The sequence below is a fragment of the Nonomuraea sp. CA-141351 genome, from assembly GCF_050944675.1.
Classification (GTDB): domain Bacteria; phylum Actinomycetota; class Actinomycetes; order Streptosporangiales; family Streptosporangiaceae; genus Nonomuraea.
This window is the reverse complement of sequence record NZ_CP191982.1, coordinates 9527810-9543253: the sequence shown is the minus strand read 5'-3', so window position 1 is coordinate 9543253 and position 15444 is coordinate 9527810. Positions and strand designations below refer to the sequence as shown.

The following is a 15444-nucleotide window of genomic DNA, read 5'->3' as shown; positions in this document are numbered from 1 at the left end:
GTCTGAGCCTGCCTCACCGGGCCTGCGCTCGTTCCTGATCGTCCGTGACGCCGTAGGAGGCCGCCCGGAACAGGAAGGAGGCCCAGGAGCGGTAGGGCCGCCAGGCATCGGCCAGCTTCCGGTACGCGGCCGGCGGCGCGTCCTCGGGCAGGCCGTACGCTTCGCGCAGGATGGCGAACAGGCGCGGCTCGTCGCCGGGGAACGCGTCGGGGGCGCCCGCGCCGCGGATCAGGATCAGGCCCGCGGAGAACGGCCCGACGCCGGGCAGGGCGCGCAGATCGGCGAGGGCCTCTTGCGGATCGAGCGAGCGCAGGTGCTCGGTGGTGAGCAGGCCGTCGAGCGCGGCCTGGGCGAGACCGCGCAGCCACTCCTCCTTCTGCGCGGGCAGGCCGAGACCGCCGGCCTCCAGCAGCGTCACGGGCGGGGGAAAGGCCGCGTGCGTCCGCCCGTCCACGGTGACCTGCGCGCCGTAGCGCGCGGCGATGCGTTGTTTGATCCGGGACGCGATGAGCATCGAGGAGCGCTGCACGATGACCGCCCAGCACGCGGCCTCCCACGGGCTCCAGAAGCAGACCGGGCGCAGGCCGGGGGCATGCCGCTGCAGGTCGCCGAGCACGGGGTCGGCCTGACCGAGCGCGGCGAAGCCGGTGCCGTCGACGTCGAGGGAGAGGATGCGCGCCACCTCGCCCCGGATGCCCGGCCCGGCCGGGCGGGTCGTGGCGACGGCCACGCCGCCCGGCGCGGCGGTCACCCTCACGCCGATCGGCAGCCAGTCGGACTCGGCGCAGTAGGCGAAGCGCAACGCCCGCCCGTCGGAAGGCAGCGCGCTGGTGGCCGGCCAGTCCTCGACGAAACGCAGCGAGGCGCCGAAGTCGAACGGGCCCTCGGCGGTGAGCGTGAATCCGTGCGTGGTCATGCGCCGCATCGTAGGGGGTGCCGCCGACAGACCCGCTCCGCCGCCGCTTGGCTCCGGGGCGGTGAATGTGCTGGATGCGGGGGTAGGGGGCGATGACAGTCCAAAGGAAGGGGGAAGGTCATGAGCCGAATCGGGGAGTGGCTGAAGAAAGCGGAGAACCTGGCCAGAGGGCACTCCAAGCAGGCGGACCAGGTGGTGGAGCGCGCCGAGCAGATCGCGAAGGAGCGGACCGGCCACAAGTACGACGAACAGATCTCGAAGGGGGCCGACGCGGTGCAGCGCCGCTACGGCGGTGGCGGCGGCGAGCAGGAAGAGAGGAAGCGCGAAGGGGAGAGCTGAGCCGCGCTCACCTGTCCTCGACGAAGGTCAGGTAGCGGTCGGCTGAGCGGCGGACGGCCTCCGCGCCGTCCGCGTACACGACGCGCTTCCACCAACCCCCGTAAACCCTCTCGAACGCGTACGGCTCCAGCAGGTCCAGGGCACGGCGCACTACGTGCGGACGTTCGGGGATGAAGTTCGGGTAGCTATACATGAAGCTCACCCAGCGACGGTCCTGGACGACCGTGAGGATGTCTCCAGAGAAAAGGGCGTTCTGGGACGACCAGTGGAGCACCTGGCCGCCCTCGAAGTGCACGCCCGCGTTGATCAAGGTGAGGTCCTCGGACAGCCGGTGCGTGTCGCCCTCCCAGAAGACCACCGCCTCGTCCGGCCTGGCCACCCACTGCCTGTCGGAGGCGTGGATGTACACGGGGGCGTCGAAGGCCCGGGCCCACTCGATCATGGAGCCGTAGAAGTGGGGGTGGCTGATGGCGATGGCCGACACCCCGCCCAGCTCCTTGACCTGCGCGACCAGGTCGTCATCCACGTACGAGACCATGTCCCAGAGCACGTTGCCCTCGGGCGTGCGGATGAGCAGGGCGCGCTGGCCGATCGCCGTGGGCGGGGCGGTGCCGATGCCGATCACGCCCGGGCCCTCCTCCTCCACGCGGCCCCGATGGCCCTCGGCCGCCAGGCCCGCCATCGTGGTCCACTGCTGGCCGTCCCAGCCGACGTACTGGCGCTCGTCCTCGCAGATCGGGCAGTCGGGGCGGGGCTCGCTGTATTGGACGCCGCACGTGCGGCAGATGGGCAGATCCGACGGTGGCATGCGGCCAGCATAAGACCGTGCGTGCTCCGATACGGTGATCGCATGGTCAGAGGCGGGTTGCTGGTGGCGGGGACCACGTCCGACGCGGGCAAGAGCGTGGTGACCGCCGGCATCTGCCGGTGGCTGGCCCGCAGGGGCGTGCGCGTCGCGCCCTTCAAGGCCCAGAACATGTCACTCAACTCGTACGTCACCGCGGAGGGCGCCGAGATCGGCCGGGCGCAGGCGATGCAGGCGCAGGCCGCCCACCTGGAGCCGGTGGCGGACATGAACCCCGTCCTCCTCAAGCCGGGCAGCGACCGCCGCAGCCAGGTCGTCCTCATGGGCACCCCGGTGGCGGACGTGGACGCGATGGAGTACGGCGCGCTCAAGGACCTCCTCCGCACCACGGCGCTGGAGGCGCTGGAAAGGCTCAGGAAGCGGTACGACGTGGTGGTGTGCGAGGGCGCGGGCAGCCCCGCCGAGATCAACCTGCGCCGCGGCGACATCGCCAACATGGGCCTGGCCAGGGCCGCGAACCTGCCCGTGATCGTGGTCGGCGACATCGACAGGGGAGGGGTGTTCGCCGCGTTCTACGGCACGGTGGGCCTGCTGGACGCCGGCGACCAATCCCATATTTCCGGATTTGTCGTCAACAAGTTCCGCGGCGCACGGGAGCTGCTGGAGCCCGGGCTCGACATGCTCAGGCGGCTGACCGGCCGCGAGGTGTACGGCGTCCTGCCCTGGCTCGACGGGCTCTGGCTGGACGTCGAGGACTCGCTGGCCCTGGACGGCCGCAGGGTCGCGGTGCGCGCGCCGTACGGCAGGCAGACCCTCCGGGTGGCGGTCGTGCGGCTGCCGAGGATCTCGAACTTCACCGACCTGGACGCCCTGGCCGCCGAGCCGGGGGTCGTGGTGCGCTTCGTCACCGATCCGGTCGAGCTGGACGACGCCGACCTGGTGGTGCTGCCGGGGTCGAGGGCCACGGTCAGCGATCTGGCGTGGCTGCGCGAGCGGGGGCTCGCGGCGGCGATCACCGGCCGGGCCGGGCCCGTGCTGGGGATCTGCGGCGGGTTCCAGATGCTCGGGCGGGAGATCGTGGACGAGGTCGAGTCGGGGGAGGGGAAGGTCGAGGGGCTGGGCATGCTGCCGGTACGGGTCGAGTTCGCGACGGAGAAGCGGCTCGGGCGGCCGGAAGGCACGGCTTACGGGCAGCCGGTGCGCGCGTACGAGATCCACCACGGGGTGGCCACGGTGGAGGGCGGCGAGCCGTTCCTCGACGGCTGCCGGGCCGGGAACGTCTGGGGCACCGCCTGGCACGGCGCCCTCGAGAACGACGGCTTCCGCCGGGCCTTCCTGGCCGACGTGGCCGAGCGGGCCGGGCGCGACTTCCTACCGGCTCCTGACACGGACTTCGCGGGGCTCAGGGAAGAACGGCTCGACGCGCTCGGCGACCTGGTGGAACGGCACCTCGACACGGACGCGCTGCTCCGCCTCATCGAGCACGGCCCCCAGGACATGCCGTTCCTGCCGCCGGGGGCGCCACCCGCCTAGCCACTCGCCCTGGCTAGGGGACGCCCTCGGGCGCGCCGCTCGGCTTGCCGAGCGTGCCTTCGGCCTCCCTCCCCAAGGGCTCTCCGCCCGGCCGGCTGGGCTCGCTCCTTCGCCCTTCCCCGAGGGGCCTCTGCCCGGCTGGCTGGGCTCTCGCCTTCGCCCTTCCCCGAGGGCTCTCCGTCCGGCTGGCTGGGCTCCCGCCTTCGGCTTTCCTCCCCGAGGGACCTCTGCCCGGCTGGGTGGGCTCCCTCTTTCGCCCTTCCTTCCCAAGGGACCTCAACCGAAGTGCGGCGTTGAGGGAGACGTGCGGTGACGTGCGAAAACGAGGCTCAGCCCGGACCGGGCGCAGGATGTCCGGCAGGGGCGCGGGCCTGGCGCTGGGTGTCGATCCAGCCGTCGATCTGCTCCCAGTGGTCGTACAGCCACTGGATCCGCTCCGCCCGCTCGCGCGGCACCTCGGCGGCCGGCACCCGCCACCACTTCGCGGTGATGTGAGCGCTGACGGGCAGCTTGCGCCAGACGTCCCCCAACGTGATGAGGTCGTCGAGCCCGGTGTGCGCGACGAAGATGACGTCCGCTGTCGGGCACGCCTCGATGGCCGTGATGGCGCCCTTCGGCCGGGGCGGCAGCAGGTGGTCCATGCCGCGCGCCCGCTTCTCCTCCTCGGCCAGCCCCTTCTCCTCCAGGCGCCTGATGGCCAGCCGGCGGCGGCGCGGGGTGAAGTTGCCCCCCTCGGGGAAGATCACCAGGGCGTCCTGATCGCCCATCGTCGCGGCCAGGCGGTGGATCTCCTCGATGACCCGCTTCTGCCCGGACTCGCGGGGGACGAACGCGTTCGGCAGCCGGTTGATCACCACGTCCAGCGAGGGATCGTACTGGAGCGCGGCCTTCATGACGATGCGCGGCCGCCGTCCATATATCGCTAGAAGGTGATAAATCAGCAAGAAGGAGTCGCCGGGCCCCGCATGCCGCGCCAGCACGATGACCGGCCGGGTCAGCCGGGCGGCCCGCTCCTCGGCCGTCGGCTCGGGCTCCTGGATGTCCAGGGTCAGCCGGAAGGTCCGCACCGCCACCGCGTACACCTTGGACAGGAACCACCTGATCAGGGCGTAGTGCCGCTCCTGGCGCCGGGCCCCGCCCGCCACCCACAGCCACAGGCAGGCGACCAGCACGGCCGACTCCAGGGCCAGCCACGCCGTACCGAACCAGACGAACCTCAGCCCCCTGCGCTGCGGCGGCGGCAGGCGCAGGGAGGCCGCCGCCGTGACGACGAGCCAGAACGGCAGCGTCACCAGCATGAACACGGTCATGACGATGACCAGAGGCGCCAGCACGAGCCGACGCAGGATACGCGGTGGGAGCACATCGGCCTCCCTGGAACGGTCTACCCTTCATCCTCCTCTGTTCCGCAAATAGTGCGAAGAGGCGGTGTAGGCCCTCTCGATGCAGGCGGAGATCTGCGAGACGTTGCGGTAGCGCAGCGTGGAGAGCGGCTCCGTCACGCCGGCGGGCATCACGTGCACCTCCACTCCTGGCGGCAGGCTCGCCATGTCCTCGGCGAACCGGTGCCTGCGGGCGATCTCGAACGCCACCATGCCCACCTCCCAGAAGCGCCTGGGCGGCGCCAGCGGCCGTTCGATCCGCCCGACGTGCAGGACGAAGACGCGCTTGGCCCCGAGCCGTACGGCCCGCCCGACGGGGATGCTGTGCACCAGGCCCCCGTCGTAGAAGTGCTCGCCGCCGATCACGACGGGCGGCAGCAGCCCGGGCACCGCGCACGACGCCAGCACCGCGTCCACCAGCGGCCCGCCGGTGAACCAGTGCGCCGCGGCCCGCTCGACCGAGGCCGCCACGCACTGGAAGGGCAGCTCCAGCTCCTCGAACCGGGAAACCGGCACGGTCTCGCTCAGAAGCGCACGCAACGGGCCGAGCGAGTGCAGATGGGTGCCGGTCTTGGCCAGGGTGGACAATCGGGCCACCCATGAGCCGGCGAACGCCGTACGTACGACATCGGAGCGCCACAAGGACACCAACCGGCCGACCGCTTCGGAAGGGGCGGCGGCGATGACCGCCCCGTTCAGCGCGCCGACCGACGTGCCCACCACGAGGTCAGGGCTGATGCCTGCCTCGTCGAGCGCCTGCAGCATGCCCACCTCGTGCGCGCCGAGCACGCCACCGCCACCGAGCACGAACGCCGTCTCCACACAACCCACCCTCTCGTTGCCGCGTCCCGGAAGCAAAGCCATCCGCACGCTGCCGGAACTGTCCGGTGACGGACGGGGCGGCCGGCGGGACGATGCGGCCATGACAGCAGTGGTGCAGGCCGAAGGGCTGACCAAGTATTACGGCAGGCGCCGTGGCCTGGAGGATCTCACGCTGGAGATCCAGCCGGGCGAGATCTTCGGCTACCTGGGGCCGAACGGCGCGGGCAAGACCACCACCCTCCGGTTGCTGCTCGACGTGATCAGGCCGACCCGGGGGACCGTGCGGGTGCTCGGGGCCGACCCGCGCCAGGCCGCGATCCGCTCCAGCATCGGCTATCTGCCGGGTGAGCTGGCGCTGGAGGGCCGCGAGCGGGCCAGGGACTACCTGCGCTTCCTCGGTGGGGTGCGCGGCGGCGTGCCGGACACCCGCATCGACGCCCTCGCCGACCGGCTCGAGGCCGACCTGTCGGTGCAGATGCGCAAGCTCTCCAAGGGCAACAAGCAGAAGGTCGGGCTGATCCAGGCGTTCATGCACGAACCGGAGTTCCTCATCCTGGACGAGCCGACGGGCGGGCTGGATCCGCTGGTGCAGCAGGAGTTCCTGGCCATGGTCAGGGAGGTCCGGCAGTCCGGGCGTACCGTGCTGATGTCCTCACACGTGCTCGCCGAGGTCGAGAACGTGTCGGACCGGGTCGGCATCGTACGGAACGGGCGCCTGGTGGCGGTGGAGGACGTGGCGGCGCTGCGAGAGAAGGCGGTGCGCCGGGTCGAGCTGCACTTCGACGCGCCCGTGCCGCGCGAGGCGTTCGAGAACCTGCCCGGCGTGCGTGACCTGCGGGTGGAGGGCGCCAGCGTGCGCTGCACGATCGACGGCCGGCCGGACGCGCTGATCAAGGCGGCGGCCAGGTTCACCGTGGTGCACATGGTGAGCGCGGAGCCGGACCTGGAGGAGATCTTCCTGACCTACTACAGCGACGAGGAGCGGCACCGTGATCGCCAAGAGCTTGCGTGACAACCGGCGGTCGCTCATCTGGTGGTGCCTGGGCATCAGCGCCTTCATGGCCGTCTATCTGGGCACCTACGCCAACGTCAAGCAGAACCCCGAGACCTACGGCTCCATGGCCACGGCCAAGTTCCCTGGGCCGCTCAAGGACCTGATGGGCGGGCTCGGGGACTTCGCCTCCGGCACCGGCTACCTGCAGACGGTCGTCTACCAGCTCTTCGTCCCCATGCTGTTCATCGTGTGCGCGATGCTCCTGGCCAACCGGGCCATCGCGCAGCCGGAGGAGTCGGGCACGCTGGAGCTGATCGTCACGCTGCCGGTGGACCGGCGGCGGCTGGTGCTGGAGAGGTTCGCGGCGCTGGCGGCGTCGATGCTCGTGGTGGCCGTCGTGACGCTGGTCGTCACGTGGGCGACGAGCGAGGCCGTGGAGATGGGGGTGCCGTTCGACCGGATCCTGGCCGCGCACCTCGGGGTTCTCCTGGTCGGGCTGCTGTTCGGGACGATGGGGCTGGCCGTCGGCGCCGCCACCGGGCGCAGGGCGATCGCCTCGGCCGTGGTCGGCGTGTGGGTGGTGGCCGGCTACGTCGTGATCACGATCGGCAAGAACGTCGACGCCATCGCGTGGCTGAAGTGGCTCTCGCCGTTCCACTACTACGCCGAGGGCAGGCCGCTCTATGAGGGTCTGCCGGTCGGGGACTACCTTGTGCTGGCGGGGGCGACGGCCGTGCTGGCGCTCACCGCCGTGCTCGCCTTCGACAGGCGTGATGTAGGAGTGTGATGGCGATCTCCGAGGTGCCCGCCGACCTGCTCGGCGGGCATCGGCAGGTGCTGGCCGAGCACGCCGCGACCGGCCGGTTACCCTCCCGGGAGGCGCTCGACGCCTACCGCGCCGCGGGCTACCGGGCTGCCGAGCTGGGGATCCCGCTGCGGGCGCTGGTGGACGGCGCGCTCGGCGCAGGCGAGGGCCTGCCCGGGGTGCTGCCCGCGCTGCGCAAGGCGGTCTCCGCGCTGATGGAGGGGTACGAGCAGGCGCAATTGGCCGCCATCCGCGAGGAGGAGCAGGCACGCAGGGAGTTCGTGGACGACCTCCTCCTGGGACGGGCGGAGCGGCTGGCCGAGCGGGCCGAGCACTTCGGGCTGCGGCTGGCCGAGTCGTACGTCGTGGCCGTGGCGCGCGGCATGCGCGACGGCGACCAGGACCGCATCGAGCGGGACCTGATCGCCAGGTTCGGCTCGCACAACGTGCTCGTGGCCGTGCGCGACGGGCTGCTGGTGTGCGTGGCCCCCGCGACGCTGCCGGCCGCGGTGGGGGAGTTCACCCATCATGTACGCGCCCGCTTCCCGGCCGGCTGGCGCGTCGGCGTGGGACGCCCGCAACGTGGCCCCGGCGGCGTGGTGGCCTCCTACCGGGAGGCGGCGCAGGCCCTGGAACTGGCCGACGGGCTGCGGCTCAAGGCCGACGTGGTCAGGGCTGCCGACCTGCTGGTGTTCCCCGTGCTGCTGCGCGACAGGAGCGCCATCGAAGATCTGGTGGCCAGCGTGCTGAGCCCGTTGCTGGGGGCGCGGGGCGGGCACGAGCCGCTGCTGGAGACGCTGGAGGCCATCTTCGCCTCGCACGGCAACCAGGCGGCCGCGGCCCGGCGGCTGGGGCTCAGCACGCGGGCGGTCACGTACCGGCTGGAGCGCATCCGCCGCCTGACCGGGTTCTCACCGGACGACCCGACGCAGCGCTTCACCCTGGAGACCGCCGTACTCGGCGCTCGTCTCCTTGGCTGGCCCGCCGAGTTCGGCCGGTGACGACGCGGCGGGCCGGTGTTCACGGACTCCAGTGACGGCTTCGGCGGGCTTCGGCGATGGTTTCGGCGGGCTTCAGTCCGTGACGGCGAGGCGGATGCCGAAGCCGATGATCACCACGCCGGTCACGCGGTCGAGGGCGCGCCGTACGGTGGGTGAGCGCAGGAATCCGCTCATCAACGACGCGAACCCGATCAGCACCGCGCTCCACACCACCGCCTCGGCCACGTGCACGCCGGCCAGCAGCAGCCCCATGACCGCGTGCGGCGCCCCGTCCGGGATGAACTGCGGCAGCATGGCCACGTAGAACGCCCCGACCTTGGGGTTCAGCAGGTTCGTGACCAGCCCACGCGTGAACCCGCTCCTGAAGCCCACCGCCTGCTCCGGCTCATCGTGTGCCGCCTGCCTGGCCAGGAGCATGCGCAGGCCCATCCACACCAGGTAGGCCACCCCGGCCCAGCGCAGGACCTCGTAGCCGAGCCGCGAGGCGGCCAGCAGCGCCGACAGCCCCGCCGCGGTGACCACGCCCCAGGTGAGCGTGCCGAGCTGGATGCCGAGCGTCACGCCCCAGGCCGGCCGTCTGCCCGCCAGCACCGACGTACGCAGGATGAGGGCCGTGTCGAGGCCGGGGGTGAGCGTGAGCAGAGCCACTACCGCGGCGAACGACCAGACTGATCCTGCGATGTCCATGCCGTCAGGGTATGAGGAGAAGTTTCCCTGTCGTGCGACGGGCCGCCAGGTCCTCGTGCGCCTGCCGCGCCTCGGCCAGCGGGTAGCGATGCGAGATGTTGATGGTGAGCCGTCCCGACGCGATCCACTCGAACAGGTCGGAGGCGCGCTGGAGCAGCTCGGCACGCTCGGCTACGTAGTGGACGAGCGTGGGCCTGGTGAGGAAGAGCGAGCCCTTCTTGTTGAGGATCTGGGGGTCGATCGGGGGGACGGGGCCGCTGGCGGCGCCGTACAGGGCCATGAGGCCGCGCGGCCGCAGCACCTCCAGCCCGCCGTCGAACGTGGCCTTCCCGACGCCGTCGTACACCACGTCGATCTTGCCCCGCAGCGCCTCCACGAAGTCGTCGTACCGCAGCACCTCGTCGGCGCCCGCCTCCCGGGCGAGCTTCTCCTTCTCGGCGGTGGAGACGGTGGTGTGGACCTTGGCGCCCTTGAGCTTGGCGAGTTGGATGAGCAACTGCCCCATGCCGCCGGCACCGGCGTGGACCAGCACCTCGTCCCCTTCGCGCACCTCGTGGGTGGAGTGGGTGAGGTAGTGGGCCGTCATCCCCTGGAGCATCGCCGCCGCCGCCACATCGGCCGGAACGCCGTCGGGAACGGGCACCGCCCGAACGGCCGGGACCACGGCCTTCTCGGCGTAGCTCCCCAGAACGTTGGCCCAGGCCACGGTGTCGCCCACGGCCACCCCCTGCACCCCAGGCCCGACCGCGGACACCGTGCCCGCGCCCTCGGAGCCGATGGGAGTGGGCACTTCGAGCGGGTACGCGCCGGAGCGGTGGTAGATGTCGATGAAGTTGACACCGCTGGCCGCGACGTCGACCACGATTTCCCCTTCGCCGGGGACCGGGTCGGGCCGCTCGACGTATTCGAGAACCTCTGGACCGCCCTGGGCGGAGACGATGATGGCATGCATACCCATAGTCAACTCCGCGGCCCCCGGATCATTCCCACTGGGTCGGCCAGAGATCGGCGACCGGCGACCGGCGAGCGACCGGGCCACCCACCAACGCCGCCCGGCGACCAGCGACCAGCGCCCATGGGCGGGCATGCGCGGCGTGGCGACGGTGGCGGGTGGCCAGGACGACGGCGAACGCGATGAACACGATCACCGCCCGCTCGGGCACCACGGGCGCCCGTCGGCCTGGCGGCCAGCGCCCGACCAACGACCGGAGACCAGCCCGCGACCAGACCGCCCACCAACGCCCCCCCGCCGCCCGGTGCCCAGCGACCGGCGACCAGTGACCGGTGTGCCATCGACTCGGTGTGCCAGCGGCGGGCGACCGGCGGCCAGTGAGTGGGGGCATGGCCGAGTGGGGTCGCTCAACCGGCCGCCGTCCGTCAGCCGATCCGGGCCAGGGCGCCCGCCTCCAGCGCCACCCAGATCGCCCCGTCAGGTCCGATCGTGAGCCCATGGGGCTCGGCCTTCCGCGCAGCACCGTCACTCCCTTCTCCGAGCTCCGCCGGCAAAGGTGGCAGCGGGTGCTCTTCGATGGAGCCGTCGGTGGTGATGCGCCCGAGGCGGTCGGCGGCCCATTCGGTGAACCACAGGGCGCCGTCGGGACCGGCGATGATCGCGTGCGGTCGTGCGGCCCGATCGGGAAGGGGATATTCGGTGATTTTTCCGGAAACGTCGATCCGACCGACCTGACCCGCGCCGATCTCCACGAACCACAGCGCCCCGTCCGGCCCCAGCGTGATCCCCACCGGAGCGGCGCCCTCCGTCGGGAGCGGGTGAACGGTCACCTCTCCCGCCGGCGACACGCGCCCGATGGCGTTGCCCTGGTTGATCGTGAACCAGAGGGCGTCGTCCGGCCCGGCGGTGATGAAGGCAGGCATGCCACCCTCCACCGGCACCTCGAACTCGGCCCGCTCTCCACCGGGCCCGATGCGCCCGATCCTGCCGGACTGCATCTGGGTGAACCACATGCCCCCGTCCGGCCCCGCGGAGATCCCGTACGGCGAGTCCGCCTCGTAGGAGGTCACCTTCCCGTCGGCGGTGATCCGGCAGACCCGGCCGCCCTTCCCCTCCGTGAACCACATCGCCCCGTCGACTCCCGGGGTGATCACGGTGGGCTGCCCGTCCGCCGGGTCGAGCTGATGGATCACGGGCTCCTGCCCGGGCGACACTCTGCCGACGCGCCCCTCGTGAACGAGCGTGAACCAGAGCGCCCCGTCCGGTCCGGTGGCGATGCCGTACGGAGATCCCCCGTCGATCGTGGTCAACATCTGCGGTCCTTCGCTGGTCGGTCTGGTGCGGCTCAAAGTATGCGTCCCCCTGCCATCGTGATCTCGGTCCCCCGGAAGTGCCGGATGAGTGCGCGGTCGTGCGACACCACGACGAGCGCGCCGCGATAGCCGTCGAGCGCCTGCTCCAGCTCCTCGGCCAGGACCAGCGACAGGTGGTTGGTCGGCTCGTCGAGCAGGAGGAGGTCATGCTCTTCCGCCAGCAGCCTGGCCAGGGCCAGCCTGCGCCGCTGCCCGACTGACAGCGCGCCCACCTTCTGGTCGAGGGCCTGCGGCTGGAAGAGGCCGGTGCTCAGCAGGGCCGCTCGCCGCTCGTCCGGGTAGCCGTGGCCGTAGGCCTCCAGGACGGTCAGGCCCGGGTCGAACGCGACCTCCTGCGGCAGGTAGCCGACCCTGGCACGGGCATGCTCGGCGAGGGTCCGGAGCAGCGTGGACTTGCCCGCGCCATTGGCGCCGCGGACCAGGAGCCGGTCGCCTGACTTGATCGTCAGCGACGGCACGTGCAGCCGGTCGCCGACCCGGACGTCATGCAGCTCCACGTCCGCCTCCGAGCAGCCCGAGGCGCCGTTCCGGTGGTCGGGGCACGCCGTCTCGTCGATGAACGTGCCGCGGAACCGTAGCGGCTCAGGTGGCCGGGGAACGGGGTCGGCCTCCAGCCTCCGCAGGCGCTCGTGCGCGTTGCGGACCCGGCTGGCCACCGAGCTCTGCACCCGCCCGGCATTGCGGTCGTAAGCCATCTTGTTGTTGTCGCGCATCAACCGCCCCGCGGCCACCCGGTGGGCGGTCGTGGCCGCGTGCTCGCGCACCTGCCGCACCTCCTCGCACCACGCCGCGTGGGCCTGCGCCCAGCGGGCCCTGGCCGCGGCCTTGGCCGCCAGGAAGCCGGTGTAGCCGCCGCCGAAGCGGGTGACCGCGCCGTGCTCCACCTCGATCACCACGGTGGCCACCCGGTCGAGGAAGACGCGGTCGTGGGACACCACGACGACCGTGCCCCTGTGCTCGCGCAGCCGGGCCTCCAGCCAGGTCAGGGCCGACTCGTCGAGGTGGTTGGTCGGCTCGTCGAGCAGCAACACCCTGGGCGAGGCGGCCAGGACGCAGGCCAGGCCCAGGCGCGCCCGCTCCCCGCCCGACAGGGTCGACAGCGGCCGCTCGCGGCCCACGTGGGACAGCCCCAGCCCGCGGAACGCCTTGTCCACCCGCGCGTCCGCCTCGTAGCCACCCCGCAGCTCGTACGCGGTCAGCAACTCCCCGTACTCGTCCATGACGTCGTCGGTGAGCGCCGACTCCAGCTCGCGCATCCGGCGCTCCATGGCGCGCAGGCCGGCCAGCGCGGCGTCGACGGCCTGCTGGACCGTGTGCTCCAGCGGCAGGTCTAGCGTCTGGCCGAGGTAGCCGATGTCGTCGGCCACCGCGACCTCGCCGTCGTCGGGCAGCTCGACCCCGGCCAGCAGCCGGAGCAGCGTGGACTTGCCCGAGCCGTTCTCCCCGACGATGCCGGCGCGCTCGCCGGGCCGCACGGACACGGTCACGTCGACGAGCACGGCCCGCTCGCCGTACGACTTGGAAACCTTTCGAAGGCTGATCAGGATGGAACTCCAATCGCAACTGTTGTAGCGTTAGTATGCCATAGGGTGGGCGCTAACGCAACTGGAGTAGTTTTTGGAACCGAACAAGCGGCCGGGAGGGCGAAGCGCGCGGGTTCGCGACGCCGTACGCCAGGCCACGCTCGCCGAGCTGGCCGAGCACGGATACCGGGGATTGACCGTGGAGAACGTGGCCGAGCGGTCAGGCGTGCACAAGACGACCGTCTACCGGCGCTGGGGCAGCGTCGCGGGACTGATCTCCGACGCGCTCGAGCTGGCCAGAGACGAGCCCTGGCCCGTTCCCGACACCGGTTCGATCGAGGGCGATCTGCGGGGCATCGTCCAGCTCGTGCGGAGCGGGTTCGCTGATCCGGAGCTGGGGCCGGTGTCGTCGGCGTTCGTGGCGGCCGCCGTGCAGGATCCCGACGCGGCACGGGCGCTGCACGACTTCTTCGTGGCCAGGCACGACCAGTCGGCGGAGGTCGTCCGGCGGGCGATCAGGCGCGGCGAGCTCCCTGACATCGTGGATGTCAGCGAGGTGATCAGGGTCGCGGTCGCGCCCGTCTATTACCGGTTGTTCGTGGCGCACGAGCCGGTGACCGAGCGGGACGCCGACCGCGCCGCCGACGCGGCTCTGGCCGCCGCCCGCGCGGGCGTGCTCTAGGGATCCTTCTGACCGCGTAGCTCGAAGTCGTCGAACGTCGTCTTCAGCATCGACGTGCCGTCCTTCGGCGTGCGGGCGAACAACCCCACATAACCGTTCCCGAGCCCGTTCGGGTCCTCCACCTGGTGGATCTTCTGGTCGTTCACCCACATCGTCAGCCGCACGGCCGACCCGGTCTGTTCGCACGACGCCACCAGCCGGGCCTTGCCGGGCAGCCCGTCCACCTGCACCGGCTGGGCCAGCGTGCCGCCCGCCCCGTCCACGATGCGCCGGATCCTGGCCTTCCCCGTCGTGTCGAGCGCGAACTCGTAGTACGTGTCGTCATCGTCCACGTTGTGGCAGTACACGCCGTACTCGCCGGTGCCGGTGTGCTTCTTGACCTCGGCGGTGACGGCGACGACGACGGAGGAGGGCAATATCGGCGTGGGCGTGGCCGAGGGCTCGGGCGTGTCGGTCGGCTTGGCGATGAGGAAGGGTATGGGGGCCTTCTCCGACCGCTCTTCTGATCCCTTCTCCACATCCAGCCCGTACGTCCCGTCCGTCCGGTATCCGTAGCTGGACGAGGCATTGGGATCGTAGGTGCCGTTCCAGCCGCCGGAAGTCTGCGTGAAGTCCTCGCGGTAGAGAACGCCCAGGTCAGGCGGCCCGCTGGGGGCGAACACCGTCCATGCGACCACGGACCCGGCGACGAGCACCGCAGCGGCCGCCGCCGCGATCCCCGCGATCAGCTTGGCGCGGTTGCTCTTGGGAGGCTGCTGAACGGACGTGTACGCCGCCGTGCCCTGCTGCCAGGCCACCTGCACGGTCTGCGCCGCCTGCTCGGGCGCGGCCGACCGCCCGACGAGGTGGTCGAGCAGTTGCTGGGCGGTGGGCCGCGTGGCCGGGTCCTTCCGCAGCGCAGCCATGACCAGCTCGCGCAGGCCGGGCTCGACGTCGCCGAGGTCCGGCTCGGTGTTGAGCACCTGGTAGACGATCGCGGGCAGCGTGTCGCCGCCGAACGGCGCCCTCCCGCTGGCGGCGAAAGCGACCAGGCACCCCCACGAGAACACGTCGCAGGCCGGGGACACCGGCTCGCCCCGCAGCACCTCGGGAGCCATGTAGCGGGGCGTGCCGACCAGCTCGCCGGTGCCCGTGACGCCGCCGAGCGTGTCGAGCGCCCGCGCGATGCCGAAGTCGATCACGCGCGGTCCGACGGGGGACAGCAGCACGTTCGACGGCTTGAGGTCCCTGTGCACCACCCCGGCCCCGTGGATGGCGGTCAGAGCGGTGGCCACGCTGACGGCCAGGGCGTCGAGGCTGGAGCCGCGCAGGGGGCCGGACTGGCGCACGGCCTCTTCCAGGTTCGGCCCCGGCACGTACTCGGTGACGACGTAGAGCTGGTCGCCGTCGAGGGCGGCCTCGATCACCGCGGCCGTGCAGAACCTGCGCACCCTCCGGGCGGCGTCCGCCTCCCTGCGAAAGCGCATGCGGAACTGCTCGTGCTGGGTCAGCTCCGGGTTGATCACTTTGACGGCGACCCGCTGCCCAGCCGGATCCTCGGCGAGATGGACCGTGCCCATGCCGCCACGCCCCAGCACGCTAAGTAACCTGTAGCGCCCGATGTGGGAGGTTTCACCGCTCACGCCGCGCT

At 71.6% G+C, this 15444-nt stretch carries 16 protein-coding genes; 6 read left to right on the top strand and 10 right to left on the bottom strand.

Annotation, left to right across the window (positions count from 1 at the left end):
* Positions 1-13 precede the first annotated feature (13 nt).
* Positions 14-916 carry a DNA-3-methyladenine glycosylase family protein gene (locus ACQPWU_RS44775; RefSeq protein ID WP_433431772.1) on the bottom strand — a complete coding sequence of 301 codons (903 nt, stop codon included), beginning with the start codon at positions 914-916 and terminating at the stop codon, positions 14-16.
* A 120-nt stretch (positions 917-1036) separates the two neighbouring features.
* Here ACQPWU_RS44775 and ACQPWU_RS44770 point away from each other — a divergent pair, with 120 nt between their 5' ends.
* Entirely contained in the window at positions 1037-1255 is a 219-nt protein-coding gene (locus tag ACQPWU_RS44770; protein WP_433431770.1) for an antitoxin, read from the top strand.
* A 7-nt stretch (positions 1256-1262) separates the two neighbouring features.
* Here ACQPWU_RS44770 and ACQPWU_RS44765 read toward each other — a convergent pair whose 3' ends face one another.
* A complete protein-coding gene (locus ACQPWU_RS44765; RefSeq protein ID WP_433431769.1) occupies positions 1263-2063 on the bottom strand; it encodes an MBL fold metallo-hydrolase in 801 nt (266 codons plus the stop codon).
* Positions 2064-2105: 42 nt separating this feature from the next.
* Here ACQPWU_RS44765 and ACQPWU_RS44760 point away from each other — a divergent pair, with 42 nt between their 5' ends.
* Positions 2106-3593, top strand: coding sequence for a cobyric acid synthase (locus ACQPWU_RS44760; RefSeq protein WP_433431767.1), 1488 nt, complete (start codon positions 2106-2108; stop codon positions 3591-3593).
* Positions 3594-3922: 329 nt separating this feature from the next.
* On the opposite strand, the gene ACQPWU_RS44755 is transcribed toward ACQPWU_RS44760, so the two are convergent.
* Entirely contained in the window at positions 3923-4957 is a 1035-nt protein-coding gene (locus ACQPWU_RS44755; protein WP_433431765.1) for a 1-acyl-sn-glycerol-3-phosphate acyltransferase, read from the bottom strand.
* Positions 4958-4984: 27 nt separating this feature from the next.
* Positions 4985-5797: a patatin-like phospholipase family protein gene (locus ACQPWU_RS44750; RefSeq protein ID WP_433431763.1), complete on the bottom strand. Its 813-nt coding sequence runs from the start codon at positions 5795-5797 to the stop codon at positions 4985-4987.
* Positions 5798-5897: 100 nt separating this feature from the next.
* Here ACQPWU_RS44750 and ACQPWU_RS44745 point away from each other — a divergent pair, with 100 nt between their 5' ends.
* Genes ACQPWU_RS44745 through ACQPWU_RS44735 form a run of 3 tightly spaced genes read left to right on the top strand, consistent with a single transcriptional unit; the run spans position 5898 to position 8597 of the window.
* Positions 5898-6809 (top strand): ABC transporter ATP-binding protein, encoded by a 912-nt coding sequence (locus ACQPWU_RS44745; protein ID WP_433431761.1) that lies wholly within the window; start codon positions 5898-5900, stop codon positions 6807-6809.
* Positions 6787-7578 (top strand): ABC transporter permease subunit, encoded by a 792-nt coding sequence (locus ACQPWU_RS44740; protein WP_433431759.1) that lies wholly within the window; start codon positions 6787-6789, stop codon positions 7576-7578. The genes ACQPWU_RS44745 and ACQPWU_RS44740 overlap by 23 nt, the downstream gene beginning before the upstream one ends.
* Complete coding sequence (locus tag ACQPWU_RS44735) at positions 7578-8597, top strand: PucR family transcriptional regulator (protein WP_433431757.1); 1020 nt, start codon at positions 7578-7580, stop codon at positions 8595-8597. Before ACQPWU_RS44740 ends, ACQPWU_RS44735 begins: the two co-directional genes overlap by 1 nt.
* A gap of 72 nt (positions 8598-8669) precedes the next feature.
* On the opposite strand, the gene ACQPWU_RS44730 is transcribed toward ACQPWU_RS44735, so the two are convergent.
* From ACQPWU_RS44730 to abc-f, 5 genes are all read right to left on the bottom strand, one after another.
* Positions 8670-9284, bottom strand: coding sequence for a LysE family translocator (locus tag ACQPWU_RS44730; protein ID WP_433431756.1), 615 nt, complete (start codon positions 9282-9284; stop codon positions 8670-8672).
* Positions 9285-9288: 4 nt separating this feature from the next.
* Positions 9289-10236, bottom strand: a complete 948-nt coding sequence (locus tag ACQPWU_RS44725; RefSeq protein WP_433431754.1) for a quinone oxidoreductase family protein — start codon at positions 10234-10236, stop codon at positions 9289-9291.
* 28 nt (positions 10237-10264) lie between these two features.
* Entirely contained in the window at positions 10265-10450 is a 186-nt protein-coding gene (locus tag ACQPWU_RS44720) for a hypothetical protein (protein WP_433431752.1), read from the bottom strand.
* 211 nt (positions 10451-10661) lie between these two features.
* Entirely contained in the window at positions 10662-11549 is an 888-nt protein-coding gene (locus ACQPWU_RS44715) for a Vgb family protein (protein WP_433431750.1), read from the bottom strand.
* A 32-nt stretch (positions 11550-11581) separates the two neighbouring features.
* Positions 11582-13156 (bottom strand): ribosomal protection-like ABC-F family protein, encoded by a 1575-nt coding sequence (gene abc-f / locus ACQPWU_RS44710; RefSeq protein WP_433445441.1) that lies wholly within the window; start codon positions 13154-13156, stop codon positions 11582-11584.
* 70 nt (positions 13157-13226) lie between these two features.
* On the opposite strand from abc-f, the gene ACQPWU_RS44705 reads away from it, so the two are divergent.
* Entirely contained in the window at positions 13227-13814 is a 588-nt protein-coding gene (locus ACQPWU_RS44705) for a TetR/AcrR family transcriptional regulator (protein WP_433431748.1), read from the top strand.
* Here ACQPWU_RS44705 and ACQPWU_RS44700 read toward each other — a convergent pair.
* The gene (locus ACQPWU_RS44700) at positions 13811-15436 is read right to left on the bottom strand and encodes a serine/threonine-protein kinase (protein ID WP_433431746.1); all 1626 of its coding nucleotides are present in this window, start codon (positions 15434-15436) and stop codon (positions 13811-13813) included. The two genes, ACQPWU_RS44705 and ACQPWU_RS44700, sit on opposite strands and share 4 nt — an antisense overlap.
* Between the last annotated feature and the right edge of the window lie 8 nt (positions 15437-15444).

Excerpts from the sequence above, each read along its gene's own strand:
- ACQPWU_RS44735 (WP_433431757.1), top strand. The coding sequence starts at position 7,578 with ATGGCGATCTCCGAGGTGCCCGCCGACCTGCTCGGCGGGCATCGGCAG.
- ACQPWU_RS44765 (WP_433431769.1), bottom strand. The coding sequence starts at position 2,063 with ATGCCACCGTCGGATCTGCCCATCTGCCGCACGTGCGGCGTCCAATAC.
- ACQPWU_RS44770 (WP_433431770.1), top strand. The coding sequence starts at position 1,037 with ATGAGCCGAATCGGGGAGTGGCTGAAGAAAGCGGAGAACCTGGCCAGA.
- ACQPWU_RS44730 (WP_433431756.1), bottom strand. The coding sequence starts at position 9,284 with ATGGACATCGCAGGATCAGTCTGGTCGTTCGCCGCGGTAGTGGCTCTG.
- ACQPWU_RS44745 (WP_433431761.1), top strand. The coding sequence starts at position 5,898 with ATGACAGCAGTGGTGCAGGCCGAAGGGCTGACCAAGTATTACGGCAGG.
- ACQPWU_RS44715 (WP_433431750.1), bottom strand. The coding sequence starts at position 11,549 with ATGTTGACCACGATCGACGGGGGATCTCCGTACGGCATCGCCACCGGA.
- ACQPWU_RS44775 (WP_433431772.1), bottom strand. The coding sequence starts at position 916 with ATGACCACGCACGGATTCACGCTCACCGCCGAGGGCCCGTTCGACTTC.
- ACQPWU_RS44760 (WP_433431767.1), top strand. The coding sequence starts at position 2,106 with ATGGTCAGAGGCGGGTTGCTGGTGGCGGGGACCACGTCCGACGCGGGC.
- ACQPWU_RS44725 (WP_433431754.1), bottom strand. The coding sequence starts at position 10,236 with ATGCATGCCATCATCGTCTCCGCCCAGGGCGGTCCAGAGGTTCTCGAA.